The sequence below is a fragment of the Prosthecobacter sp. genome (assembly GCF_044227185.1).
Classification (GTDB): domain Bacteria; phylum Verrucomicrobiota; class Verrucomicrobiia; order Verrucomicrobiales; family Verrucomicrobiaceae; genus Prosthecobacter.
In genome coordinates, this window is sequence record NZ_JBGAFO010000009.1 from 295,063 (window position 1) to 320,436 (window position 25,374).

Here is a 25,374-nt window from a genome sequence, read left to right on the forward strand (position 1 = left end):
GTATGCGTGAATCCCGCCGCCATGCCAGAAGCCGCGCCAGAGCCCACGCCGCTGCCCTACACCGATACCAAACCGGTGGGGCATGCCGATTTCTACTTTGCCATCAATGCCACGTTTCGGTTCATCCAGCGGCATCGCGGGGAGGAGGCGCTGAGACGATACTGGCGCGATCTCGGCGGCAGCTATTACCGGCCCGTGGCTCAAAAGTGGACGGAGCAGGGGATGCATGGCGTGGCGGAGTACTGGCGTGCGTTTTTCAAAGGGGAGCCCGGGGCTGAGGTGGAAGTGGTGGAGTCGGACGATGAGGTGCGGCTGGAAGTGAAGCGCTGCCCGGCCATTGCGCATCTGCGCGAGCACGACCGCGAGATCGTGCCGAATTTCTGCCAGCACTGTTATTTTGTGAGTGAAGCCATCGCGGCACCTGCTGGCATGACCGTGCGTGTTTGCGGAGGCAACGGCTGCTGTACGCAACGTTTTCTCAAACAAACGGCCGATGCTGCGCCGCAAGACCTGGAGGACATCGCCAAGGCATCATGATCGGCTGCTACGACTTCTGCGGACATTACGAGTGGACCTTTGAGTGGCTGCGCCAGCAGGGCGGGCATGATCTGGTGCGAGCGTACTGGGACGAGGCGATCCATCGGGATTCGCAGACTCATGCCTCCAGGCTGATCACGGAAAAGGGCTTCGAGGGCATGAAAGAATACTGGGGGCCGACCCTCGCGGACGAAGGCGCGGTGTATGAGCGGATGGTGACGGAGGATGTCTTTCGCATCGACATGCACGAGTGTCCGTCCAAGGGCTTTCTGCTGCGGAATGGGCTGAACCAGTATGCCGACTACTGCGACCACTGCATGGGATGGATCGGGCCGCTGATGAAGCAGGCGGGATTTGTGATCGACCATGAGCACAACCACTGCGGCCAGTGCTGGTGGGAGATGCGGCGCAAAGACGACGCCACACCGGCCAGCACGCCGGGGGCGCTGAGCGGTGAAAGCGATGTACGCTTGCGTCCAGGATGGAAATCACCCCATACCGACCATTATGCCCGCGCGACTGATCCAGATGACAAAACGACTGCTGCTTAGCTGCCTCGTGCTTTCCCATGCGCATGCCCAGTGGGAGCCGCTGCCACCGCTGCCAGAGCCGAATGGGGGATTCATGTGCGGCGTTTCCGCGGGGAAAATTGCCATCATTGGCGGCACAAACTGGACTGGTGGCGTGAAGCACTGGCTGAAAGCGGTGCACCAGTTTGATCCTGGCTCGATGAAGTGGGAGCACCTGCGGGACCTGGCCTCCCCTGCAGCCTATGGCGTGAGCATTGAGAATGACCCTGTGCTCGAGTTTTTAGGAGGAACCGATGGGAGCATGAGTTTACGGAAACTTGTGGTGGTGGATGCTCTCAAATCCATCACCGCAGAGGGAATCGAGCTGCCTGCTGAGGTGGTGCTTTCCGCGGGGGGGCGTGTGGATGAAACGATCGTTTTTGCGGGCGGCACCAATGACGCCGCCAATCTCGCAGGCCTTACCAGGCGGACGTATGAGATCAGCCGCGAAGGTTTGCAGCAACGCGCCGATTATCCCGGCAAACCCTTTGCCGTGGCTGCCTCTGCTGTGGTGGGAGATGAACTCTTTGTGTTCGGCGGGATGAATTACGATGCACAGGCGCAGGCTCCGGTGAATTCGACCGAGGCGTATGCCTTTTCACCCGCTAAAAATGCCTGGCGAAAGCTGCAGCCGCTGCCCGCGGCCAATCGCGGGCTTTGCGGCGTAACGCTCGACGACCAGCACATCTACCTCGCGGGTGGTTACACAGACGATTTTAAAACGGATGCGCTGATCTACGACGTGAAAAAAGACAGCTACCAGAAGGCGAAACCGCTGCCCTACGCGGCAATGGTGACTCTGATAAAGCTCGACGGGTATGTCTATTGCCTGGGGGGCGAGGACAAAAAGCAGTCGCGCACGGACAAGTTTTTCCGCATTCCGGTGGCGGAGCTGTTGAAGTGACTACTTCGCTGTGTAGCCGCCATCCACGGGAAGGTTGACTCCCGTGATGTAGCGGGAGGCATCGCTGAGGAGGAAGATAACGGCGCCGCCGAGGTCGGTGTCATCCGCCATGCGGCCGAGCATGGTGTGCTCGCAATAGCGGTTCAAAAACGCCTCGGGCTGATGATTGAAAAAGCCGCCGGGCGCGAGGTTGTTCACGCGGACGTTTTTGGGGCCGTAGAGCGCAGCATAAAAGCGGGTGAGGTTCTCCATTCCGCCTTTATGGAAGAAGTAGTCCGGCGGCATGTCTCCCATGTTCGTGCCGGTGTAGAGCTCATAGCTGGGACCGATCATGCCCTGGATGCTGCCGATGTTCACGATGCTGCCGCGTCCGGCCTCCGCCATGGTTTTGCCAAAGTGACGGTGCATGAGCATGAGGCCGGTGGCGTTCACACGCATGGATTCGGCAAACTGCTCCACGGCGCCGTCGGCCCCCTTCATGGGACGCAGCACGGCATTGTTCACCAGCCCATGGAGCGGGCCATGCTGAGCGGTGACCCGCTCATGCAGGGCGATGACGGAGGCTTCATCACCTTGATCGAGTGATTCCGCCTGCACGCGGTGGCCTTTCGCTGTTTCCTCCCGCGCGACGACTTGCAGTTTGGCGACATCACGCGAGGCCAGGATCAACGTGGCACCAGCCTGCGCGAGCATGGCGGCAAGCCCGCGGCCGTAGAGGCCCGCGCCGCCTGTGAGGAGAACGGTTTTGCCGGAAAGAGAGAAGATGCCGGTGGACATGGGGTGATTATTTGGACTTGTAGATGGAATCGCCGCCAGCCGCTGAAGCCGAACCTGAGAAATCGCCGACGAGTTTTTTGAAGGCGTTGCCCAGTTCGATCACATCCGCACCGAGGGTGAAAACGCGAGTGCCTTCGGCGATGACGTCCTCCTTCTGCCCGTAGAGGGAGGCAACGGCAGGGTATTTGCCGTGCTTCAGCGCGGCGGCGGCCACACGCTTTCGTGCGGCGACGACGTCAGGATGCGTCGCCTGGCCGAGTTTGCCAATGCGGTGGCTGAAATCCCCGGCGCCGAAGAGGAGCATGTCAAAGCCGGGCACGGCGGCGATCTCCTCCACGACTTCGAGCGCCTCGGGGCTTTCGATCTGGAGGATGACGAACTTTTCCGTGTTGCAGTGGTGGGCGTAGTCAGCCAGCGGCACCTGGCAGAAGAGGCCATCCATGTTGCCGGCGTCCAGCGCCTTGCTGCCCAGCGGGCGGCAGCGCACCATGTCCACCACGTGGCGGGCTTCCTCCGCGCTGGTGACGTGGGGAACCATGATGCCGGTGGCATCGCACTCGAAGGGTTTTACGTACTCGCTGTAGCCGCCTTTGTTCACGCGCACGATGGTATCCATGTCGTAGAGCTTGGCGGCACGGACTTGATGTTCCAGATTGAGCCAGTCATTGGGCACATGCTCATTGCACAGCCATACAGCGCTGGCACCGGAGAGTCCGGCCAGTTCGATGATGCGGGGATCGCCAAGGTTCAGCTTGAGGACGGTGCTGTTTTGACCGGCGCGGAGTTCGCGGAGGAGGCGGGAGGGGCGGAGTTTCATGAATGGGTTTCGGCAAGGATGTCGGCGACCTGGATGAGTGCGCCCTTTTGCTCGCGGCTGCGGCGGCCGGCAATGATGACTGCCATGAGCTCCACGGTTTCGTCAAAGGGCAGGGGTCGGGCGCCGGTGCGCAGCATGTCGATGAAGGCGACCAACTGCCCGCGGAAGGCGTGATAAGTATCGGTGAGGCGAAGAGGAAGCTGGCCCTTTGTGCCGTAGAGATGCACGGCCCCGAAACTGCCATAGGCATCGTGAATGGCGCCGAGCGTGACTCGCACACCACCGCGGTGGGTGATGTGCATCACATCCCCGCCGGCATCACTTTGGGCCTGCACGGTGAGGAAGCCGGGGCCCAGCAGCGGCTCCACGGCTTCAAGCGCATGGATGCCGTAGCGCTCCCAGGTTTTGCAGGTAAAGCTGGTGATCCAGCGCAGGTCGCCAAGATCCGCACGCTGCTCCTCGTTCAAACGCATCTCCGGCGCATAGCGCATGCCGCTGGTGGAGAGGATCGTGGCCCCGGCCCGATGCCACTGCACAAATTGGCGCAGGTCGGCGATGTTGGTCGCCATGGGTTTGTCCACAAAGACTGGCAGGCCGGCCTCGATGAAGGGGCGCACGCGGCGGATGTGGTCGTCGCCATCGTCCGTGGAGATGATCACCGCATCCACGTGGCCGATGACGTCCTCCGGCTTGGCGACGATATTTGGGATCAGGCTGGCGGCGGCGACTTTTGGCGCATCCGCCGGATCGTCCGTCCAGAGATGCGTGACGCCTGCGCCGGGCACACGCACGTCCTCGACACGCTGTTTCCCCAGATAACTGAGGATGGCGGGGTAGGGGCAGGCGGCCATCGCGGCCGGATCAAAGCCATTGATGATGGCGCTCCACGAGTAGGGGTGGCCGTTGCCCTCGATCATGCCCAGCATGGCCAGGCGAAGCTGTTTGCCGTTGTTGCTCATGAGAGGAGGATGGGCAGGCCGGTGGCGCAGGAATCCAGTGCGGCACGGTTGCAGCGCAGAGTCTGCACCGCCTCATCGAAGGTGCACAGCCCGCAATCCTTGCCCTCCATGCCATCGAGAAACGCATTCGCCTGGGCGATGAAGAGGTCGTCGCGCTCCAGCGGCTTGGTGGCATGCCAGGTCCATTCGGTCCCACCGAGCTTCATGGTGGCCCAGCGCTGGGCGTGAGATTCGATCTTCACGCTGCCCTGCTCGCAGTGGATTTCAAAGATCGCTTCATTGGCGGCCTGAAACTGGGTCATGGCATAGCTGGCGAGCAAGGAGCCATGACGCGCGGTGATGTTTACGGTGTCTTCCACCGTCACGCCTTCGAGCTGCTGATGCGCCGCATCACAAAAGAGACGTGTGACCGGTCCGACGAGCCACTCCACGGCATTGATGATGTGGGTGATCGCATCCTGAATGGCGCCGCCGCCGGATTCATGGCGAGCATAGTAAATGTCTCGATAGGCGGGGCGGAAGGTGGGAAAATGCTGGCCGGCCACGACGCTGACATGCAACGGCCTGCCATACGTGCCATCCTGCAAAAACTCCCGTGCGGCCACCAGCCACGGAAAGCAGTGATAGACGTAGGCCACGGCTGTGAACCGGCCGCTCTTCGCGATGGCCTCGCGGGTTTCTTCGACACCCTCCAGCGTGACCGAGAGAGGTTTCTCGATCAGCAAAGCCGCGCCCTGTGCCGCGCCGTCCCGCGCGATGCTCAGATGCGTGTGTGCGGGTGTGCAGATGACCCAGGCATCAAAACGCTGAGCCAGCATCGCCTCATTGAGAGTGCCAAACGCGGGCGCATTGTAGCGCCGGCTCACCTCCTCCAGCAGCCGGGCATTGGCATCGCAGACGCTGACCGTGCTGCGACCAGTCTTCTGAAAGCAGCGCAGATGACGCTCGCCTATGCTGCCGCAGCCGATGATGAGGATGGAATGCATCGCCCGGAGTAAAGGTGGCCCGCCAGATGATCCAAGGCGTTTTATCTGGTCAGGTCTGGGAACCAGCCGGTCATTCGGAGGGCTGCTGCTGCGTCACCCGCATCTTCTGAAATGGCACGCTTTCACACACGGCCAGGATGATGTCCTGCATGCGGTTTCCGGAGGCCCTGGCCTTGCGCAGGATCTCCTCGGTGGTGGGTTTGTCGGAGTATTCCAGGCCGCGGCCCAGGGCGTAGATGAGGAGATTGTCAGCAAGGTTTTTGACGAACTGGTCGCTCATGTCGCGCACGAGGATGGTGCGCAGTTCGGCGAGGTTGGCAAAGGTCTGGCCGCGCACGAGAGTGCCGGAGGCATCGATGGGCTGCTTTTTTTCCTCGTCACGCCAGCGGCCGATGGCGTCGTAGTTTTCAAAGGCGAAGCCCATCGGATCCAGGAAGGCATGGCACCCGGCGCAAGCGGCATTGCTGCGGTGCTCGGCAAACTGCTGGCGCAGCGTGAGCTTGCCGAACTGCTGCTTCCGTTCATCCAGCGGCGGCACTCCGCCTGGGGCGGGTGGCGGAGGCGTTCCGAGAATGTTTTCCAGCAGATATTTGCCGCGTTTCACCGGCGAAGTGCGCGTGGGCGTGGAAGTCAGTGTGAGGATGCTGCCCTGCGTCAGGATGCCGCCGCGTGGCGTACCCTGCAGAGAGACCTTCTGGTATTTGTCTCCCTTCACCCCCTGCATCCCGTAAAAGCGGGCCAGCTTCTCATTCACGAAAGAATAGTCCGCATTCAGAAAGGCGATCACGTCCAGGTTGTTGCGCAGGATGTGGTCAAAGAAGGTTTGAGACTCCTTCTTCATCATGTAGCCCATGCCGCCCTTCCATTCCGGGAAACGCTTGGTGTCCACATCCACAATGTCCATGTCCCGCAGCTGCAGCCACTGGCCTGCGAAGTCCTCGGTGAGACTCCACGCGCGGTAATCGGCGATCATGCGCTTCACTTCGGCCGCAAAGTTTTTGCGCAGCTCGCCTTTGGCTGCCAGTTGCAGCAGTTTTTCATCCGGCGGCGCAGACCAAAGGAAATACGAGAGGCGCGAGGCGAGGCTGTACTCATCGATCAAAGCGACTCCATTTTGCGCCGTGCCGACCGGCGTGGGGGACCCACGGTAGAGGAAACCGGGAGACATGAGCATGCCGCGCAGCACGTAGCCCATGGCGTCCAGAGGAGGGAGCCCTTCCTTGATGCCGAGGTCGGCGATGCCGTGCCATTTGGCCTTTTCAGCATCTCGCAGCGGGCGGCGGAAGAGGCGCTGGCCCAGCTTGTCCACGAGTCCGTGCACATCGGCAGCAGCGATGCCACCGGGCTGATTTACCGGACCTTCCACGGTGAGCTCGTGCAGCCAGAAGTTGCGGTCATCATGCGTTTTTTCGTCGTAGAAGTCGTTCAGGAACCACACCTGGATTTCGTGCTTGCCGGCAGGCAGATCGGCCTCGGCGGTGAACCACTGCGGGGCCTGGTTTTTGGCGGTGATGGAGAATGAGCCGGCGTTCTTGCCGCCGATGCGCACATCAAACTTTGCCGGCTCGCCACCAGCCTGCTGCGCACCCGCCTTGATGATGAGGCGGTACTTGCCCGCTGTCGTGAGATCGATGTGGTGCTTCACATAGCCGTTCATGGCCAGCTCGATGGTGCCGGTGTCGCGATGCGCATTCCCCTGGCCGTTTTCAAAATCCTCGCCGCTGAGCTTCATTGCCGGCAGGCCAGCGGGCTTGCCATCCAGCAGCCACTGAACCAGGCGCGTGCCGCGGGGCGGCAGCAGGCCGTCCGGGCCTTCCACGTCGATCTTGTCCAGTGCCAGATTGCGGTCGCGTTTGTCCGGATCAGGATTCTGCGGGTCGGCAAAATCATTCACAAAACGCACCACGATCTTGTGCTCGCCGCTTTTAAGCGGGACTGTCTGCCGAATCGTCTGCCACGGGCCCTTGTCGCCGCGGTAGGGGGCGGTCACATCAAAGGTGCCGAGTTCCTTGTCATCGATCCGCAGCGCCACCTTGGCGGCATCCGGACCGGCCTGGGTCGCGGAGAGGCGAAATTTCAGCAGGTAGTTGCCGTAGGCGGGCGCGGTGAATTTCGTGGCGGCATCGGCATTGCTGTGAAACCAGCGGATGCCCTCCCACTCCTTGGTTTCGCCTTTCTGGTTCCAGAACTTCCTGGCGCCCAGCTCCAGATCCAGCCGCTCCACATCGGAGGTGTCCAGCGCCTTGTCCGCCACAGCATTGGCGGCGCGGATGTACTTCTCCATCAGCAGCGGCGAGATGCTGAGGACGTCGCCAATGTTGTCAAAGCCGTAGCCGGTGTCGTCCGGAGGAAATTCGTTTGCGGGCTTCATGTCCACCAGCAGCAGCTCCCGGATGGTGTTGTTGTACTCGGTGCGGTTCAGGCGGCGGTAGGTCACATGGCCGGGGTCAATCTTCTGCGGGTCAAACCAGAACACCGTGTTGTCGATCCAGGCCACGATCTCGTCGCGCTCTGGCAGCGGAGGTTTCTCCTTCTTCTCCGGCGGCATGACGTGGGTGACAAGTTGCTGGCGTGCGTGGTCCCACAGCACCTTGTCGCCAATGAGCTTGGAGTATTCTGGATATTCATCCAGCGCGAAGTCGCCTTTGTCCGTGCCGTCACCGTGGCAGTCGTAGCAGTATTTTTGCAGCAGGGGCAGGATGCGCTGGTTGTAGGCGTCCTGGCCGCGTTCAGCAGCGGCAAGCAGGGAGGGAATCGCAAAGGAAGCGAAAATGAGACGACGAAGCATGAAAAAGTAAAAAAGGGGTAGGGGGGGAGTACGCTGCGAATGTGCCAGTGATTTCGCCGAAACCAACGACGCATTGCGCCTCATTTGCGGTTGCGTGCGCCCGGGCTTGCGCTGATGAAACGCGCCGCATCCATCCCATGTCCCAGTCTGCACTCGAAGCCGGCAAAGCCTTTCTCGCCGAAAACGCCAAAAAAGAAGGCATCACCACCACCGCCAGCGGCCTCCAATACGAGGTGCTGACCCCAGGCACCGGCAAAAGCCCGAAGGCCAGGGACACCGTGGTCGTGAATTATCGCGGCACCCTGCTCAATGGTGTCGAATTCGACAGCTCCTACCTCGCCGGGCGCGAACCGGCGGAGTTCCCCCTCAAGCGTGTGATCAAAGGGTGGACCGAAGGACTTCAGCTCATGCAGGAAGGCGCCAAGTTTCGTTTCTTCATTCCTTCTGAGCTGGCCTATGGAAAACGCGGGGCGGGCATCGACATCGGCCCCAATGAAACTCTGATCTTTGAGGTGGAACTGCTGAAAGTCTGGGAGGATTAAGCGCGATTTGCTCTGCTCATGAATCAGATCGACCTCAAGGACAGAATTGCCATCGTCACCGGCGGCGCACGCGGCATCGGCTACGCCATCGCAGAACGCCTGCTGCGCTCAGGTGCGGGTGTGTGCTTGTGGGACATCGACGCCACCGCACTGGAAGCCGCGAAAACTGAACTCTCTGCCCTGGGCAAAGTGCATACCGCCGCTGTGGATCTCACCAGCATCGCCTCCGTGGAAAGCGCCGCCGCTGCCACCATCGGCGCGTTCGGTAAGATCGACATTCTCGTGAACAACGCGGGCATTGCCGGCACCAACGCCAAGACCTGGGAGACCGATCCCGCCGAATGGCAGCGTGTGATGGCGATCAATCTGAACGGACCCTTTCACTGCTGCCATGCCGTGGTTCCGCTCATGCTGAAAAACGGCTACGGCCGCATCGTCAACATCGCCTCCATCGCGGGGAAGGAAGGAAATCCCAACGCCGCGCATTACAGCGCCTCAAAGGCCGGTGTCGTCGCCTTGACGAAGTCGCTGGGCAAGGAGCTCGCCACCAGCAACATCGTGGTGAATGCAGTCACGCCAGCCGTGATCGAGACGGACATCCTGAAGCAGATGACGCAGCAGCACATCGACTACATGCTTTCGAAGATCCCGATGAACCGCTTTGGCAAAAAGGAGGAGGCTGCCGCGCTCGTGGCCTGGCTCAGCTCGGAGGATTGCTCCTTCACCACCGGGGCAGTGTTTGATTTGTCTGGCGGCCGCGCTACCTACTGATCGTTTTCGCCATCAGGCTGCGTACTCAGGAAATGTCCCTGATCACCGCTGAAAACTCCAAACCTGGATCCACCGACTGGCAGCTCACGCGGATGCGCCTCGACAAAAGCGAGGGCATCCGCACTTCCTTCATCGAAGGGTATTGCTCCCGGCAGTCGGTCAAAGCAGGGGAGACATTGGACATCTTTGTCAGCACCAAACCCGCCGCCCGCTTCAAGCTGGAAATCTTCCGCACGGGCTACTATGGCGGGCGCGGCGCGCGTTTGATGGCGGAGCATGGGCCTTTTGAAGGCAAAGAGCAGCCCGTGCCGCAGGTGGGCGAAAGACGCCTGCGTGAATGCCGCTGGGAAAAGACCACCTCCATCACCATTCCGCAGGACTGGCTCAGTGGTGTGTATCTCGGCCGGCTCACCACACTGCCCGCCTCCGCGGACGAGCCCTACTGGCAGAGCTACATCGTCTTCATCGTGAAGGACGACCGCAAGGCTGACATTCTGCTGCAGTGCAGCGACAACACCTGGCAGGCCTACAACCGCTGGCCGGACACTTTCTCTCTCTACGATGACGGCGTCCATCCCGGCATGGTCAGCCCGCCGGGCATCGACATCAGCTTTGACCGGCCATATGGCAAATACCGGCAGATCTATGAAAATCCGCAGTCTGTGGGCAGCGGCGAGTGGCTGTGTTTCGAGTTTCCTCTCGCGTATTGGCTCGAGCAGCAGGGCTATGATGTGAGCTACTGCTCCAACAGCGACATGGTCACGCCCGAGCGCGGCCTGAAGTGCAAGGCCTGGATCAGCGCGGGCCATGACGAATACTGGGACGTGCGGCAGTACCACAGCGCCATGGCCATGCGGGATGCCGGAGTAAACCTGCTTTTTCTCTCCGGCAACTCCGTCTGCTGGGTGAGCCCCTTCCGCGATTCCACGAGCGGCGTGCCCAACCGCATCCTCACCCGTGATGCGCCCTACGGCGGCCTGGCACGGCAGACGAAGTTTGACGAGCTCAAGAAATTTGAAGGCCACACCACCGGCCCGGATGAAGGACTGCTGATGGGAGCCATCAATGTGATTCCCGTCAACGGCGGCGGAGACTGGATCTGCACGCAGCCCAACCATTGGCTCTTTGAAGGCACTGGCATGAAGAAGGGCGATGCCATTCCCGGCATGGTCGGCTGGGAGTATCATGGGGATCCTGCCAAGATCGAAGGGCTGGAAGTCGTTGCCGGCGGCACCGCCTGGCAGGGAGGAGTCAATCCGCAGCAGTGGACGGCCACGCTTTATCCCGGCCCGAAAGACAACTTTGTCTTCAATGCCGCCACCATCTGGTGGGCCCAGGGCCTGAGCAAGCCGCCAGGCCACATGCCCGTGTGGAGCCACTACTCACGTCCGCATGGGCCGGACGCGCGCGTGCAGCGCATCACGGAGAATCTGCTGAAGCGGGCGCTGGGAAGATAGCGGAGGCTCGCGCTCCTAGGCCAGAATCGCCTTCGCCACCTCACCGCTCACGTCCGTCAGGCGGAAGTTTCTTCCGGCGTAGCGATAGGTCAGGCGTTCGTGATTGATGCCGAGCAGGTGCAGCACGGTGGCATGCAGATCGTGGGTTCCAATGATGCCGGTCTCGGCGGTATTGCCCATGTCATTGGTGCTGCCGTAGGTGAAGCCGCCTTTCACGCCGCCACCGGCCATCCACATGGTGTAGCCGCCGCCATTGTGACCGCGTCCGTTGTAGGGCTCGTTGTCATAGCCGCTGCCGCGCCCAAACTCGCCGCCCCAGATGATGAGGGTGTCCTTGAGCATGTCGCGCTGCTTGAGATCGGCAATCAAACCTGCGATGGGTTTGTCGATGGAGGTGCACTGCCGGGCGAGGTTGTCGCGCAGGCCGTTGTGATGGTCCCAGCCATTGGAGGTGAGCTGGATGAAACGCACGCCTTTTTCCGCCATGCGACGGGCCATGAGGCACTGGGTGCCGAAGCGCTCGGTGGCGCTGTCGTCCAGGCCGTAGAGATCGCGGATGTGCTGCGGCTCCTTGTCGAGATCCAGCACCTCCGGCACGCTGGTCTGCATCTTGTAGGCCAGTTCGTAGCTCTGAATGATGCCTTCGATCTCAGGGTTGCCCGGATCACCGCTGAGCAGCTTGCGGTTCGCCTTTTGAATGAATTCAATCTGTTTCCGCTGCTGGGCATCGCTGAGCGATCCATTGCTCAGGTCCGGCACGCCACCGCCGCCGGTGCTGAGGCGTGTGCCTTGGAAGGTTGCAGGCAGAAATGCCGAGCCGTAGTTCATCGCGCCGCCATTGTCCGCAGCGGGATTGATCGTGACGAAGCCCGGAAGGTCCTCCGCCTCGGTGCCGAGTCCATAGACGATCCATGCGCCCATCGAAGGCCGTACAAAGGTCTCGCTGCCGATATGCAGCGCCACCGTGGCCATCTGGTGGGCATTCGTGCGCGTCTGCATGCCGTTCAGCAGGCAGAGATCATCCGCGTGCTTCGCCAGCTCCGGAAACGCCTCGGAGATCATGGTGCCGCTCTTGCCACGCGGTTTGAATTCAAACACGCTGCCCATGTACTTCTGCACCTTGTTTGCCTCCGCCTTCGCCAGTTCCGGCTTGTAATCAAACGTGTCCAGGTGGCTCGGGCCGCCCTGCATGAACATGAAGATCACCCGCTTTGCCTTTCCAGCAAAATGCGGCGGCTTGGGTGCCAGCGGGTTGATCGTCTTCGGCGGCGCGGCGGCGCTGGCCCACTGCTGATGCAGCGCGTTGAATGCCAGCCAGCCAAAGCCGGTCGATGTAGATTGAAGGATGGAGCGACGGGTGGTCATGGCTTCTTCGTGCCGGGTTGAGGTGCTGCGGTTTCGGTCGGAAACGGAATGTGAGTTAGCCGGTCTCCTTTTCGCTGCTCTTTGGGCTTCCAGTCGCCCACAGGCGAACGGCGAATGATGGTCCAGCCTCCTTGTTCATCAAAATCAAAGGCCACCTTCTCACCTCCATGCCCGTCTTCGATGGCGACCACTACAAACGAATCCTCAAGAACGTTCACGTCCGTCACCAGCAAGGTGTGATTCTTGAGTTCCGACAACAAATACGGATGCATGTCGGTGGTTTTGATTGCGTGCATCAGCTTCTGAATCTGCGGCGCCATTTGCCCAAATGTGGAGTTCCAGTCACCATTCCTCGTGGAGATATTGGTCTGTGCTTCCAGCCGGCCTTCCAGCAGCACAGCACACAGGATAACTAGGGATCGCGTGAAAAGTGAATTCATATCGCAGGAAACTAAAACACATATCTGAACTCAGCCGTCCCCAGGAGCGCCTGCACCAGAGATGCGAGCCCCAGCTCGCGTTTCAAAGCTTCAGCGTCGCTCAGTTCATCGCTGGCAGGCTCCCGGATCAAGACCAGGCGGTAAACTCCCTTTACATCGTTCCCGGCTTTGCTGGCGATTTCTTCCGCCACCTCTCCGACAAACTCATTGTTCATGAAGAACAGCGCCTGCGGTGCCACCGTGGTCACATCTCGCTGCCCCTTGATCTGCGTGGGGCCGGGAAAATCAAAAGTACTGAAAAGCTCCGGCACATTGTCCCGCACCACCGGGAGATAGATGGTGCGATAAGGTTCCTCAGGACCGAGCAAGCCGCGCGTCAAACCATGCCTTCCCTTGCCGCCGGTGCCTGCCACCTGGATGCCTTCGGGGCGGTCAAAAGTGAGCTTTCCCGCAAGCTGCAGCAGAGTATCGCGCAGCGGTTCCAGCTCGAGGCGCTTTGGGTTCATGCGCCAGCGCAGTTTGTTTCCGGCATCAGGGTGCTCGGCGTTGCCAGTGCTCGCGAGGCGATAGGTGCGGCTTAGCATGATCGCGCGCACCATTTTCTTCACGGACCATCCTCCCTCCACAAAACGAATGGCCAGATGATCGAGCAGTTCAGGATGCGTGGGATCGCTGCCGGTGATGCCAAAGTCATCCACCGTGCGCACGATCCCTTCGCCCATGAGGTGCTGCCAGATGCGGTTCACGGCCACGCGGGAGGTGAGGGGATGCGTGGGCTGTGTCATCCACTGGGCCAGCTCAAGGCGACCGGAGGATTTCGCGGGGATTTTGGGCAGCGGGGGCAGGGCGGGCATGCCGAGGCTGCCGCGATCTGGAGCGGCCTTGCGGTCATACGGATCTCCACCCACGGCGAGCTCGCAGTTTTTGATCTCGCCGTCGATCACGCCCATGCAGAAGTGCGGATCCACGTCGTAGCGAATGGTGCCTTTCGGGTTTCCCAGGAGACGAATGTCATCCATGGAGTGGATGCCGTCTGGCAGCTTTTGCGGCGGCCCTACGGGCTCATCCAGCTTGGTGGGCAGATCCACGAGCATCTCAGGATCCACGTAGCCGGAGCCGTTCATGTCGCTGCGGTTGGCCTGACCGGGCAGCGTGCGGCTGCTGTAAAAGATGCCCGCCAGAGCATAGTAGTCCTTCTGGCTCACCGGCTCGGTTTTGTGATCGTGACAACGCGCGCAGCTCAGCGTGAGGCCCATGAAGGCACGTGAGACGACATCGATCTGGTCATCCACCTGGTCGAGCACGAACTGCTCGTAGTCGCCCTCCTGCAGATTCACACTGCCCAGCGCCAGCATGCCGGTGCCCACAATCTGGTCGCGTTTTTGCAGCACGGTGGGGGCGGGCAGCAGATCTCCGGCAATCTGCTCGGCCACGAAGCGGTTGTAGGGCTTGTCCGCATTGAGCGAGTCGATGACCCAGTCGCGGTACTTCCACGCATAGGTGAAGGGCGCATTCCACACCCGGCCCACGCTGTCCGCATAGCGCACCACGTCCAGCCAATGACGGGCCCAGCGTTCGCCGAAGCGCTCGGACTGCAGAAAGGCATCCACTACCTTGGCAAAGGCCACATCATCCGGCGCGGCATCACGAACGAAGCGCTCCACCTCCTCCTGCGATGGCGGCAGGCCGCGCAGATCGAAAGAGGCACGCCGAATGAGGATGAGACGAGAGGCATCGCCGATGGGGTGCAGGTTGTCCTTTTCCAGCCTCGCCAGGATGAAGCGGTCCATGTCATCCTTTACCCACGCGGCATCCTTCACGGCTGGCACCGGATGCCGCAGAATCCGCTGGTATGACCACGGCGTGGCGTTTTCGTATTTCTCAGCCGCGGCCAGCGGAAGAGAAAGAAGCACCGCAGAAGTGAAGAGACCGCAGAGATGAGAGCTGAGACCGCTGGGTGGTTGAATCTGCATGGGCGTTACTTTCTTGTTTTGAGGGATGCGCACAGCGCCTTCATTTGAGGGATGCGCACAGCGCCTTCACATTCTGAACAAAGTCGAGGCTGTAAATGACACCGCCCGCAGGCTTGGTTTTCTTGCCGTTGGCATCGCGCATCACGCCGCGTTCATCGTCAGTCGCCGCCCATGAGCCATCGGGCTTCTGCTCCTTCAAGATGGTCGCGATGTCCTGATCAGTGGGCGGAGACGACCAGCGCTCGAGTTCGACACGGGGAAAAATGACGGGCTCGCCGCGATAGATCTTCCGGCCAAAGGATTCCAGGGTGTCGAGCTCACTGCCCCATTTCCAGCCGTAGTTGGAGGAGGCCTTTTTGTCCGAATAAGTCAGCACAAACCCCTTTCCGCCCTCGCCACGTTCAAAGTAGAGCGGCTTGTTGGTCTGCAGTTCGTAGTAGCGGGCGATTCTTCCGTCTGGCAGCTGCGACTTTCGCAGGTAGGCGATCGCACGTGGGAGCGGAGCCAGGTATTTCTTGTCTCCTGACGCTGCGGCCAGCTTCAGCAGCGCCCACATGGCCGCCTGGCTCTCACGTCCGCAGATGGCGCTCGGTTCGAAGGCACGGCTCCAGGAAGGGTGCATGTCCGCATCATACTGCTGCGCCCAGGCCGGTTGTGGATCGGGCATCTGAGCCGTGACGAGGAAATCTCCACCGCGTTTCGCTGCATCCAGATACTTCTGATCGCCACGCAACGTCCAGGCGAGCAGCAGTGTGTTCATCAGCGTGGCATGCGTGTTGTCATTGAGCACGTAGCAGCCGGTGAAGTCCTTCGGCCAGGTGCGCGGCCAGTCGGCAGGATAGCTGCCGGACTTGACGGGATACATCGTCACGGGCGGCGGCGTGCTCGGCCATGTTTCCCAGTTTGCGCTCCACCCGCCTGCCGGATATTGCGTGGCCATGATCGCATTCAGCGCAAAGTCCGCCGCCTCCTTGATCTCGGCATCTTTGCCTCCGAGAGCGTGATCCACCCGCACGAGCAGACGCGTGGCCGCCTGGGAAACATCATCGTCAAAGGTGGAGTAATTGTTCTTGTTCTGATGACGTTTCCACACATGCCAGCCGCCCTCTCCCTCGGGCACTTTTTTGCGCTCGATCAGCGTGCCTTCGCCATCGCGCCGATAGAGCTGTGATGCGCGGTTCTTCGCATCGAAATGCCCCGAGTAGTCCCAGCCGCCCGAGGCAAGCTGCGTGCGCGTGACTGCATGTGCCGCCGCCACCGCAGCCGCGAGGCATTTCTCATCCTTCGTCGCCTCATAGGCGTCCAGCATCGCCATGCCAACCGCAGGCGTTCCCGGCGGCTGAATCCAGATGGTGTCCGGTCCTGGAATGCCCTCCGCCTCCCGCAGCGTGAAGTCAGCGCTGTAACGGTAAACATACCCTCCGTGCGCCGCTGCGCGGGAATGGTAAAAGGCCACCGCCTTTGTGATCGCGGCGCTTACCTCCTGAGGCGCGGCAGCCTGGACAAGCTGCGGGACGACGACTGCCGAAATCACGATGGCGAGCCGGGCAAAGCGAGCTGGGAACCAACGGTTCATGGCAAGGTGGTTGGATGCTGAGTTAGTCATTGGGCATCTGGCCCGGAGAACTGCACGCAGCGCTCCGGGTCGTTGCCCAAGGTTTTTGAGGCCATCACTCCGCCAGGATGCCCACGTTCTTGTTCCCATTGTCGCGCACGGCATCCACCGTGTTGTTCATCGCACTCATGGGGACATTGCTTTCGCCGGTGATGACGACTTTGGCTCCTGGGTGTGCGGGGAGAAAAGTGCTCAGGTGTCCGCGCAGGCGGTTCATCGAGATTTCTTCATCACCCACCATTACCGCCTCGCCGTTCTTGACCACGCGAAGCGTGATGGTCTCCCCCGAAGTGGTGCTGGCTCCATCACGAGTTCCTGTTTTGCGTGCGCCCTCGCCATCTCCTGTGCCGGGTTTCTTGGCTCCGCCTTCGCCATCACGGGCTCCCGTTTTGCGTGAGCCCTCGCCATCTCCTGTGCCGGGCTTCCGGGCTCCGCCTTCGCCATCACGGGCTCCCGTTTTGCGTGAGCCCTCGCCATCTCCTGTGCCGGGCTTCCGGGCTCCGCCTTCGCCATCACGGGCGCCGGTCTTTTTACCTGCTTCGCCATCGCGCATGCCTGGTTTTTTGGCGCCACCGTCACCATCGCGCATTCCGGGTTTCTTGGCGCCACCGTCACCATCGCGCATTGCGGGCTTCTTGGTGCCGCCGTCACCTTCGCGAGATTTGGCCGGGGTGCCATCTTCGCCTGCCGCGCCGGTCTTGGGCTTCTCAGCTTCGGGCGCACGTGCTCCATCGCGGCTGCGTTCCTTGGCAGGCACCTCTTTTTCCACGGCGCGAGCGGTCGTGAACGAGTAGCCGACGAGCAGGCTGAGCATGAGGACGAGCAGCAGTTGAAGCACAGGCTGGCGGGCGGTTGGGTGGGCGATCATATGGATGCGTTGACGCAGGGTGGGATGGTTGCGCACGCATGGGGCCAACCCTGCCATGGCCGGAGGTGCGAAAAAGGTTTCCTGGATGCGGAGCAGCGTGTGTCCGTAGCCGAGCCGTTCCGCGGGGGAGAGCAGCGCCAGCGCTCCCGCATCGCAGCGCAGTTCACGATCCGCCTGAAAGCGCGAGACCACGAACCAGACCAGCGGATTGAACCAATGCAGCGCCTGCACCGCGGTGGCCGCCCAGTTCCAGAGGAGGTCATGCTGCTTTACGTGCAGGAGTTCGTGCAGCAGCACATGGCGCAGGTTGTGTTCATCAAAACGTGTCTCCCAGTCTTCGGGCAGCAGGATGGTCGGACGGGTGATGCCTACGACGGCCGGCGTGGTGCCTGCAGGCATGAGCAGGACGCGCACGGGCTTGCGAATGCCGGCCTTCTGCGCCAGGCTGGCCACGAGAGCCCGGGGGAGGGGATCCTTGGCAGAAGGGCGCTGGCGAAGGATGCCATTGAAGCGGTGCTGACGACGCAGCGCCGCGCCAAAAACAAAGACAGCGCCTCCCAGCCAGACACACAGCGCCAGCGTGTAGCCAGAAATCCTGGCCGCAGGTGAGGGGGAACCAGCGAGTGAACCGAAAACCGGCTGGCCCCTCCCCGAGTCGGGAACGCTCACCGAGTCCACGGATTGAACCGAAGGCGTGGCCGGTGAGTAAACGGCTGGCGCGGTTTTCTCCGCCTGAAACCAGGCACCCAAACCAAAGCCCGCGGGAATGAATGCAGGCAGCATGAGCTTCGCGCCCACCAGCATCCACAATCCAATGCGCCATGCAGGGCTCAGGCGCGCTCCGAGGATGAGACGCAACCCGATCACCGCGAGAATCAAGAGGCTGGCTTCAAGCGACGTGCGCAGCAGCCAGTGGAGGAGGGCATCGGCATTCATGGGGAGCTACTTTTTGAGTTTCTTCTCGGCCTGATTCAGCACTTCACGCAGCGCGGCCAGGTCATCTTGCGTGACTTCTTCACGATCCATGAGGCCGGCTACGAAGGGTGTGAGGCGGCCATTGAACACGCGATCCAGGAAACTGCGGCTCTCCTCGTGCTGGCACTGGTCCTGGGCCACGGCGGGAGTGTAGCGAAACTCCCGGCCCACCGCCTCCACAGCGAGAGCCCCTTTGTCCGCCAGACGGCGGATGAGGCTCTGCACCGTGCGCGGCTTCCAGTGCAGGCGTCCTTCCAGTTCCTTCACCACCTCCGCCAGCGTGCTGGTGCCGCGATGCCAGAAGACATTCATGACCGTCCATTCGGCGTCAGAGATCTTTGGGGCGGGAGGAGTGGGAGCGCGTCGTGCCATGAGTTGGATTACAAATGTGATCCACGGATTACGCATGTAATCCAAATGGGCAAGCACTTTTTTCAAGCGGTCTTTGCACCAAGATGAAATCGAAGATTGGCTTGCCACTGCCTCTTTCCGCAGCACAAAGCATCCACACATGGAAAAACTCATCGTACACGGCGGCGCACCTCTGAAGGGCCGCATCAACATCAGCGGTTCAAAAAACTCCTCGCTGCCCATTCTCGCGGCCACGCTCCTGACCAACGACACCTGCACCATCCGCCGCGTTCCAGACCTCAGCGACACGAACTACATGGTGCGCATCCTGGGCGAGCTCGGCGCCGAAGTGGAGCGCGCCAGCGGTGTGGTGGTGGTGAAGGCGGAGAAGATCAAATCCGTCGCTCCTTACGACCTCGTGCGCAAAATGCGCGCGTCCATCTGTGTGCTGGGGCCGCTCACCGGCCGCCTGAAGGAGTGCACCGTCTCTCTACCCGGAGGCTGCGTCATCGGTGACCGCCCGGTGGATCTTCATCTCAAAGGCCTCGAAGCCCTCGGCGCGCAGATCACCGTCGAAGGCGGCGACATCTATGTAAACGCCAAGAAAGGCTTCAAGGGCGGCCCGATGAATCTGATGGGCAAGCACGGTTCCACCGTGCTGGGCACGGACAATGTGATGATGGCCGCCGTGCTGGCCAAAGGCACCACCATCATTGAGGGCGCTGCTGCTGAGCCCGAAGTGGAGGACCTGGCCAACTTCCTCATCAAGATGGGGGCGAAGATTGAAGGCGCAGGCACGAACCGCATCACAATCGAAGGCGTGAAGGAGCTCCATGGCGCGGAGCACGTGGTCATTCCAGACCGCATTGAGGCCGGCACCTTCCTGGTGGCCGGTGCGATGCTCGGCGATGGAGTCACCCTCAAGCGCGTCATGCCGGAGCACATGAAGTCCGTCACCGATGCCATGCGCAAGTGCGGCTTCCCCATCGACATCACCAAGGACAGCATCACGGTGAAGCCCAATGCGAACGCCAAGGGCTTCGACCTCACCACGCTTTGCTATCCCGGTTTCCCCACCGACATGCAGGCGCAGATGTGCGCGCTCGCCTGTGTCATCAATGACACCAGCACCATCACCGAGACCATCTTCCCGCAGCGCTTCATGCACTGCGCCGAAATGAAACGCATGGGCGCCAACATTGACCTGCAGGGAGCCACCGCCCGCATTCGCGGCGGCAATGTGCTCAAAGGCGCGCCAGTGATGGCCTCCGACCTGCGCGCCTCCGCCGCACTCGTGCTCGCCGGGCTCGTGGCCGAAGGCAAAACCGAGATCAACCGCCTGTATCACATCGACCGCGGCTACGAGCATCTCGATGACAAGCTCGCCGCCCTCGGCGCGCAGCTTGAGCGCGTGCAGGATAGGTAGGCGCCGCTTTTGCCCCTTCCTCCTCCTGCCGCAAAACCTGAAGAAGAGAAACGAAACTCTGAATGAAGGATCGGCCTGGCCTGCGTTTAATCCGCGCATGACCAACCGTCGCCGTTTCCTGCAGTCCTTGTCCGCCTTTGCGGCCGCACCCGCTTTTGCGGCGGAGGGGGCGCCGTGGAAGCTGAATTACATGCTGGCCTCCTCCATGTATGGCAGCCTGCCGCTGGCGAAAATCCTGCCGGAAGTGAAGAAGACCGGTGCTGCCAGCATCGAGCTCTGGCCGAAGAAGCATGGCACGCAGCGCGAAGAGATGGATGCCGTCGGGCATGACAAATTCGCGGAGATGCTCAAAGCCCAGGGGCTCAGCTTTGGCGGCACCACCCGTTATGATCTCGGCCCCTTCCGCCTCACCGATGAAATCAAGGTGGTGAAGAAAATGGGCGGTACTTTCATTGTCGCCGGTGGGGCAGGGGACTGGAAAGTCTCATCGGAGCAGCTCAAACTGAACGTGAAGGCCTTTGTGGAAAAGATGAAGCCGCATGCCGCGCTCGCCGCCGAAAATGGCGTCACCATCGGCATCGAGAATCACATCAACAACCTCATCGACAAACCCGACTCCCTGCGCTGGCTCGCAGACGGCATTCGCGACATCCCGGGCATCGGCATCGCCCTCGCACCCTATCATCTGCCGCAGGACACGACTCTGATCGCCGATCTCATCAAGCACATCGACCAGAAGATGACGCTTTTCTATGCCTGGGAATATGGCAAGAGCTGCTCCAAAGCCATGCCCAAGGAAGACGAGCTGCAGCAGATGCCTGGCCGCGGCAAGCTCGACTGGAAGCCGCTGCTGCAGGCCCTGAAGACTGTGAATTTCACCGGCCCCACCGAAATCTTCATGCATCCCACACCGCGTGGCATTCCTATTCTTCCCACTGCGGCGGAAACGACGGCAGAGATCGTTCGCGCCAGGAATCATCTCGACAGTCTCATCAGTTAATCCTTCAATCCCACACTCCTAAACTCCACCCTTCCATCCACACACCATGTCCGAAGCCAAAGTTCTCATCATCGTCGGTGACGCCACTGAAACCGTTGACACCCTCTACCCCTTCTACCGTCTCATTGAAGGCGGCTACAAGCCCGTCGTCGCCGCGCCGGAAAAGCGGAAGTACCAGATGGTGCTGCATGAAATCAAGCCCGGCTGGACCATCACCAAGGAGTGGGAAGGCTACAGCATCGACGCCGACATCGCCTTCAAGGACATCAAGCCCGAGGAATACGTGGGCATCTTCTTCAGCGGCGGCCGCGCTCCTGAGTACATCCGCGAGGACGCCGATCTCCTGCGCATCACCAAATGGTTCTGGGAGCAGAAGAAGCCCTGTGCCAGCGTGTGCCACGGTGTGGAAATCCCCGCTCGTGCGGACATCGTCAAAGGCCTGCGCATGGCCACCGTGGCCAAGTGCAAGTTCGACCTCGAAATCTGCGGCGGCATCTACGTGAACGAGCCCTGCGTCATCGACCAGCACATGTACTCCGGCCGCACCTACCATGACAGCGGTCACTTCGTGGCGCCGTGGATCAAAGCGCTGGACGCAGAGCGCAAGAAGATGGGAATCTAAGCCGGAGGTGAATGGCCGCAAAGAGCCGCAAAAAACGCCAAATGAACATCTCAAAACTCTGGACCCTTTTTGCGGCCTCTGCGTTTTTTTGCGGCCAGCTTCAGGCCCATCCCCTGCAGGCGGAGCCGATCAACCATGCGTTTGTTTATACGTTTGATCAGTTCAACATCCCCACGGATCCGGACGAATCGATGGTGAACGGCGGGCTGCTGCTGCTGGCGGAGCTGAACTGCACCACCTGCCACACCGTACCAAAGTCCTGGGAGGAGCGCCTCAAGCCCAAGCCCGGCCCCGATCTCAGCGGTGTCGGTTCACGCCTCGATCCCGACACGCTGTGGCTCATGATCCGCAGCCCGCAATCGCGCAAGAAGGGCACGCAGATGCCGGGCTTGTTCGCCGGCGCGGAAGGCGATGACGAAAAAGTGGAAGCCCTGGTGGAATATCTCAGCAGCCTGAAGCAGGACCTGCCGAAGGTTCCTGCCGGCGATGTGGAGCGCGGCAAGGAGCTGTATCACAAAGTCGGCTGCGTGGCCTGCCATGAGCCCGCCAAAGACGTGCGGCCGCCCAAGGTCGCGGCGGACGCTGAAGTCGAAAAGCCCGGCAACGCCTCTGTGCCCATTGCGCTTGCCGATGCCTATGACTTCACTGCGCTTTCGCATTTTCTGAAGAATCCGCTCGCCATGCGTCCCGCAGGCCGCATGCCCGACCTGCGCCTCAGCGCGCAGGAGGCCTCGGACATTGCCGCTTATCTGCATATCGGCCGCATCGCTGAAAAAGCCACGGCACGCGCCGCGTTGAAGCTGCCGAAACAAACCGTGGCGAAAGGCCGGGAGGTCTTCGAGCAGATGAACTGCATCGCCTGCCACAAACCCAGCATTGTAGTCCCGGCTTCAGCGGGTTCTGGAAGCTCCGCAAAACCCGCCACCTCCAAACCTCTCAAAGATCTGTCGCCCAGCAAAGGCTGCCTCGCTGAAAAACAACCCACCGGCACTCCGCGTTTTGATCTCAACGATCTGGAAAAACGCGCCATCACACTGGCGCTGAAAATGATCCAACAGCAAGACGCACCAAAGCTCACCGCTCAGGAAAAGGTGGACTGGCAGATGACGCGCCTGAACTGCTACGCCTGCCATGATCGTGATGGCAAAGGCGGCCCCGAGGACCCACGCGCCCAGTACTTTGGTGTGAATGATCCCGGCGCGGAGTCCCTGGGGCATCTGGCAAACCTGCCGCCCGCACTGGACAAGGTCGGCCGCAAGCTCACCCGCGGCTGGTTTGAAAAAATCCTGTGGGGTGAAGGCGGCAGTGTGCGTCCTTACATGGACACGCACATGCCCAGCTTTGGCCAGGAGCAGACCGAAATGCTCATCGCTTGGTTCAATGAAGCTGACGCCCTGGAGAAACCGCTCAACATGGACGTCAGCGGCCTGGCCAAACACCATCGCGCCGAGCTGGGCCGCCAACTCCTCGGAGCCAAAAGCCTTGCCTGCGTCGCCTGCCACGGTTTGAAAGAGCGCAAATCGCTCGGCCCTCCCGTGATCCGCCTCACACATACCGTCGAGCGTCTGCAGCCCGAGTATTTCAAAGAGCTTCTGCTCAATCCGCAGGTCACGCAGCCCGGCACCGTCATGCCGCCTATGTTTGTTGGGCGCAAAAAAGCCGATCTCGAAATCGAGAGCATCTGGACCTACCTGCGCGAGATCGAAGGCCAGCCGCTGCCCGAGGGGCTCATGTCCTCCGCTGATTTCGAGCTGAAGCCGGACGTGGAAAAGCGCGTCATTGTCTTCCGCAGTTTTATTGAAGGCGCCGGCACCCACGCCATCGGCGTAGGATTCCCCGGCGGCCTGAACGCCGCGTTTGATGCCAAGACCAGCCGCTGGGCCATTATCTGGAAGGGCCGCTTCCTGGATGCCATGAGCAACTGGCAGGACCGCGCCATGCCGCCGATCAAGCCCCTGGGGACCGATGTGAAAGTCATGCCGGCGGCCACCGGCGAGCGCGTCTTTGGCGGCTACACCCTCGGCAAAGATGGCGTGCCGACCTTCCGCTATCGCGAAAACGGCCGGCCCGTCGAAGACACGCTGCGCCCCGTCAAAGGCGGCTTTGAACACACGATCAAAATGAACGGGCAGGAAACCAAGGAGGTTGTGTCATGGTAAAACAATTCATGTTCCTGCTGATGGCGACGTCATTGCTCGCCCAGCAGCAGTCCGACTACTACCGCATCGAAACCTATGAGGCTCCGAAAGGTGTTAACTTTGAAGCCAGCGGCACCGCCGTGATGTCTGACGGCAGACTCGCGGTCGGCCTCCGCAAAGGAGAAGTCTGGATCGCACAAAATCCGACGGACACCGCGAAGCCCGGTTTCAAACTCTTTGCCAGCGGCCTGCACGAGATCCTCGGCCTGGCCTGGCATGATGGGGCGCTATATGCCACGCAGCGCTCCGAAGTCACCAGGCTGCGCGACACGGACGGCGACGGCAAAGCCGACGAATACCTCTGCGCGGCCACCGGCTGGGGTGTCTCCGGTGCCTACCACGAATACGCCTACGGGCCCGTCTTCGACAAAGAGGGTAATCTCTACAACTCGCTCAACTGCAGCATGGGCAAGGCCTGGAAAGGCGCGGGCGATGAAGAGAAGCATCCGCTCTGGCGCGGCTGGGTCGTGCGCACCACACCGCAAGGAAAACTCGAGCCCTGGTGCGCCGGATTTCGCAGTCCCTGCGGCATTGGCGAAAATGCTGAAGGCGACATCTTCATCACCGACCAGCAGGGGAACTGGATACCCACCACGCCGCTCTTCCATGTGCGCAAAGGCGCCTACTTCTCCCATGCCGAATCCATCCCGGATGCCCAGCGTCCGGAGTCTCCGGTAAAAATCGCCACCAAGCAGCCCGATGGCATCACGGTGGCCGAGGCCATGAAGACCGTCAAAGGCTACACCCCTGCCGCCGTCTGGCTGCCCTATGTGAAAATGGGCCAGAGCGGCACCGGCATCGCCTGCGATCTCAGCGCGGGCAAATTCGGTCCCTTTGAAAAACAGATGTTCCTGGGTGAATTCGTCCTCAGCGGCGTGAACCGCGTCTTCCTGGAAAAAGTCGGAGGTGAATATCAGGGCGCCTGCTTTCCCTTCATCGATGGCCTGCAGTGTGCGGCACTCGCGCTGAATTTCCTGCAGGACGGTTCCCTCGTGGTCGGTCAGTCAAACCGCGGCTGGAACAGCAAAGGCAACCGCCCCTTTGGCCTGCAGCGCGTGGTGTGGACGAAGAAGACACCGCTGGAGGTGAAGAAAATGGAACTCACGAAATCCGGTTTCCGCTTTACCTTCACCTTGCCCGTGGACAAGGCCAGCGTGGCCGCGCCCACCGGAAAGAGCTATACCTACCCGTTTCAGAGCAAATACGGTGGCGACGAACTCGACACCCTGCCGCTGACCATTCAAAGCAGCGTGCTCAGTGAGGACGGGCTCACCCTGGAAGTGGCATGCGGCGAGCTGCGCACGGGCTATGTGCATGAGTTTGAACTGCCGCAGCTCAAAGCCAGAGACGGCACGCCCCTCTGGCATCGCATGGCTTACTACACGGTGAACAAGCTCATCAGCGACTGAACTTCGTGCCGAGCGAAAAAGGTCT

General features: G+C 61.1%; 22 protein-coding genes. 11 read left to right on the forward strand and 11 right to left on the reverse strand.

Annotation, left to right across the window (positions count from 1 at the left end):
• The first annotated feature begins 21 nt into the window (after positions 1–21).
• The 3 genes from ACILSQ_RS21490 to ACILSQ_RS21500 are packed head-to-tail and all read left to right on the forward strand — an operon-like array spanning position 22 to position 2,010.
• The gene (locus tag ACILSQ_RS21490) at positions 22–537 is read left to right on the forward strand and encodes a hypothetical protein (RefSeq protein ID WP_395745717.1); all 516 of its coding nucleotides are present in this window, start codon (positions 22–24) and stop codon (positions 535–537) included.
• Complete coding sequence (locus tag ACILSQ_RS21495; RefSeq protein WP_395745718.1) at positions 534–1,088, forward strand: hypothetical protein; 555 nt, start codon at positions 534–536, stop codon at positions 1,086–1,088. The genes ACILSQ_RS21490 and ACILSQ_RS21495 overlap by 4 nt, the downstream gene beginning before the upstream one ends.
• Positions 1,045–2,010, forward strand: coding sequence for a Kelch repeat-containing protein (locus tag ACILSQ_RS21500; RefSeq protein ID WP_395745719.1), 966 nt, complete (start codon positions 1,045–1,047; stop codon positions 2,008–2,010). The genes ACILSQ_RS21495 and ACILSQ_RS21500 overlap by 44 nt, the downstream gene beginning before the upstream one ends.
• On the opposite strand, the gene ACILSQ_RS21505 is transcribed toward ACILSQ_RS21500, so the two are convergent.
• The 5 genes from ACILSQ_RS21505 to ACILSQ_RS21525 all read right to left on the reverse strand — a co-directional run bounded on the left by ACILSQ_RS21505 (position 2,011) and on the right by ACILSQ_RS21525 (position 8,337).
• The gene (locus ACILSQ_RS21505; protein WP_395745720.1) at positions 2,011–2,787 is read right to left on the reverse strand and encodes an SDR family oxidoreductase; all 777 of its coding nucleotides are present in this window, start codon (positions 2,785–2,787) and stop codon (positions 2,011–2,013) included. It lies immediately after the preceding gene.
• A 7-nt stretch (positions 2,788–2,794) separates the two neighbouring features.
• Positions 2,795–3,604: an HpcH/HpaI aldolase/citrate lyase family protein gene (locus tag ACILSQ_RS21510; RefSeq protein WP_395745721.1), complete on the reverse strand. Its 810-nt coding sequence runs from the start codon at positions 3,602–3,604 to the stop codon at positions 2,795–2,797.
• Positions 3,601–4,563: a Gfo/Idh/MocA family protein gene (locus ACILSQ_RS21515; RefSeq protein ID WP_395745722.1), complete on the reverse strand. Its 963-nt coding sequence runs from the start codon at positions 4,561–4,563 to the stop codon at positions 3,601–3,603. Before ACILSQ_RS21515 ends, ACILSQ_RS21510 begins: the two co-directional genes overlap by 4 nt.
• Positions 4,560–5,549 carry a Gfo/Idh/MocA family protein gene (locus tag ACILSQ_RS21520; RefSeq protein ID WP_395745723.1) on the reverse strand — a complete coding sequence of 330 codons (990 nt, stop codon included), beginning with the start codon at positions 5,547–5,549 and terminating at the stop codon, positions 4,560–4,562. The genes ACILSQ_RS21515 and ACILSQ_RS21520 overlap by 4 nt, the downstream gene beginning before the upstream one ends.
• Before the next feature lie 70 nt (positions 5,550–5,619).
• Positions 5,620–8,337 (reverse strand): DUF1592 domain-containing protein, encoded by a 2,718-nt coding sequence (locus tag ACILSQ_RS21525; RefSeq protein WP_395745724.1) that lies wholly within the window; start codon positions 8,335–8,337, stop codon positions 5,620–5,622.
• 137 nt (positions 8,338–8,474) lie between these two features.
• On the opposite strand from ACILSQ_RS21525, the gene ACILSQ_RS21530 reads away from it, so the two are divergent.
• From ACILSQ_RS21530 to ACILSQ_RS21540, 3 genes are read left to right on the forward strand one after another with little or no spacing between them, the layout of a single operon-like run.
• Positions 8,475–8,879, forward strand: coding sequence for an FKBP-type peptidyl-prolyl cis-trans isomerase (locus ACILSQ_RS21530; protein WP_395745725.1), 405 nt, complete (start codon positions 8,475–8,477; stop codon positions 8,877–8,879).
• An 18-nt stretch (positions 8,880–8,897) separates the two neighbouring features.
• A complete protein-coding gene (locus ACILSQ_RS21535; RefSeq protein ID WP_395745726.1) occupies positions 8,898–9,650 on the forward strand; it encodes an SDR family NAD(P)-dependent oxidoreductase in 753 nt (250 codons plus the stop codon).
• A 32-nt stretch (positions 9,651–9,682) separates the two neighbouring features.
• Positions 9,683–11,107, forward strand: coding sequence for a N,N-dimethylformamidase beta subunit family domain-containing protein (locus ACILSQ_RS21540; RefSeq protein WP_395745727.1), 1,425 nt, complete (start codon positions 9,683–9,685; stop codon positions 11,105–11,107).
• A gap of 15 nt (positions 11,108–11,122) precedes the next feature.
• Here ACILSQ_RS21540 and ACILSQ_RS21545 read toward each other — a convergent pair whose 3' ends face one another.
• From ACILSQ_RS21545 to ACILSQ_RS21570, 6 genes are all read right to left on the reverse strand, one after another.
• Complete coding sequence (locus ACILSQ_RS21545) at positions 11,123–12,472, reverse strand: DUF1501 domain-containing protein (protein ID WP_395745728.1); 1,350 nt, start codon at positions 12,470–12,472, stop codon at positions 11,123–11,125.
• Positions 12,469–12,912 carry a hypothetical protein gene (locus ACILSQ_RS21550; RefSeq protein ID WP_395745729.1) on the reverse strand — a complete coding sequence of 148 codons (444 nt, stop codon included), beginning with the start codon at positions 12,910–12,912 and terminating at the stop codon, positions 12,469–12,471. Before ACILSQ_RS21550 ends, ACILSQ_RS21545 begins: the two co-directional genes overlap by 4 nt.
• Positions 12,913–12,923: 11 nt before the next feature.
• The gene (locus tag ACILSQ_RS21555; RefSeq protein WP_395745730.1) at positions 12,924–14,885 is read right to left on the reverse strand and encodes a DUF1549 and DUF1553 domain-containing protein; all 1,962 of its coding nucleotides are present in this window, start codon (positions 14,883–14,885) and stop codon (positions 12,924–12,926) included.
• Positions 14,886–14,925: 40 nt separating this feature from the next.
• Positions 14,926–16,461, reverse strand: coding sequence for a polysaccharide lyase (locus ACILSQ_RS21560; protein ID WP_395745731.1), 1,536 nt, complete (start codon positions 16,459–16,461; stop codon positions 14,926–14,928).
• Between the two features lie 94 nt (positions 16,462–16,555).
• A complete protein-coding gene (locus ACILSQ_RS21565; protein WP_395745732.1) occupies positions 16,556–18,304 on the reverse strand; it encodes a M56 family metallopeptidase in 1,749 nt (582 codons plus the stop codon).
• 6 nt (positions 18,305–18,310) lie between these two features.
• Positions 18,311–18,715: a BlaI/MecI/CopY family transcriptional regulator gene (locus ACILSQ_RS21570; protein WP_395745733.1), complete on the reverse strand. Its 405-nt coding sequence runs from the start codon at positions 18,713–18,715 to the stop codon at positions 18,311–18,313.
• Between the two features lie 139 nt (positions 18,716–18,854).
• On the opposite strand from ACILSQ_RS21570, the gene murA reads away from it, so the two are divergent.
• From murA to ACILSQ_RS21595, 5 genes are all read left to right on the forward strand, one after another.
• Positions 18,855–20,120, forward strand: coding sequence for a UDP-N-acetylglucosamine 1-carboxyvinyltransferase (murA, locus tag ACILSQ_RS21575; protein WP_395745734.1), 1,266 nt, complete (start codon positions 18,855–18,857; stop codon positions 20,118–20,120).
• 97 nt (positions 20,121–20,217) lie between these two features.
• Positions 20,218–21,120 carry a sugar phosphate isomerase/epimerase family protein gene (locus ACILSQ_RS21580; RefSeq protein WP_395745735.1) on the forward strand — a complete coding sequence of 301 codons (903 nt, stop codon included), beginning with the start codon at positions 20,218–20,220 and terminating at the stop codon, positions 21,118–21,120.
• A 46-nt stretch (positions 21,121–21,166) separates the two neighbouring features.
• Positions 21,167–21,742, forward strand: coding sequence for a DJ-1/PfpI family protein (locus ACILSQ_RS21585; RefSeq protein WP_395745736.1), 576 nt, complete (start codon positions 21,167–21,169; stop codon positions 21,740–21,742).
• Between the two features lie 41 nt (positions 21,743–21,783).
• A complete protein-coding gene (locus tag ACILSQ_RS21590) occupies positions 21,784–23,901 on the forward strand; it encodes a c-type cytochrome (protein WP_395745737.1) in 2,118 nt (705 codons plus the stop codon).
• A complete protein-coding gene (locus ACILSQ_RS21595; protein ID WP_395745738.1) occupies positions 23,895–25,349 on the forward strand; it encodes a hypothetical protein in 1,455 nt (484 codons plus the stop codon). The genes ACILSQ_RS21590 and ACILSQ_RS21595 overlap by 7 nt, the downstream gene beginning before the upstream one ends.
• Positions 25,350–25,374: the final 25 nt, after the last annotated feature.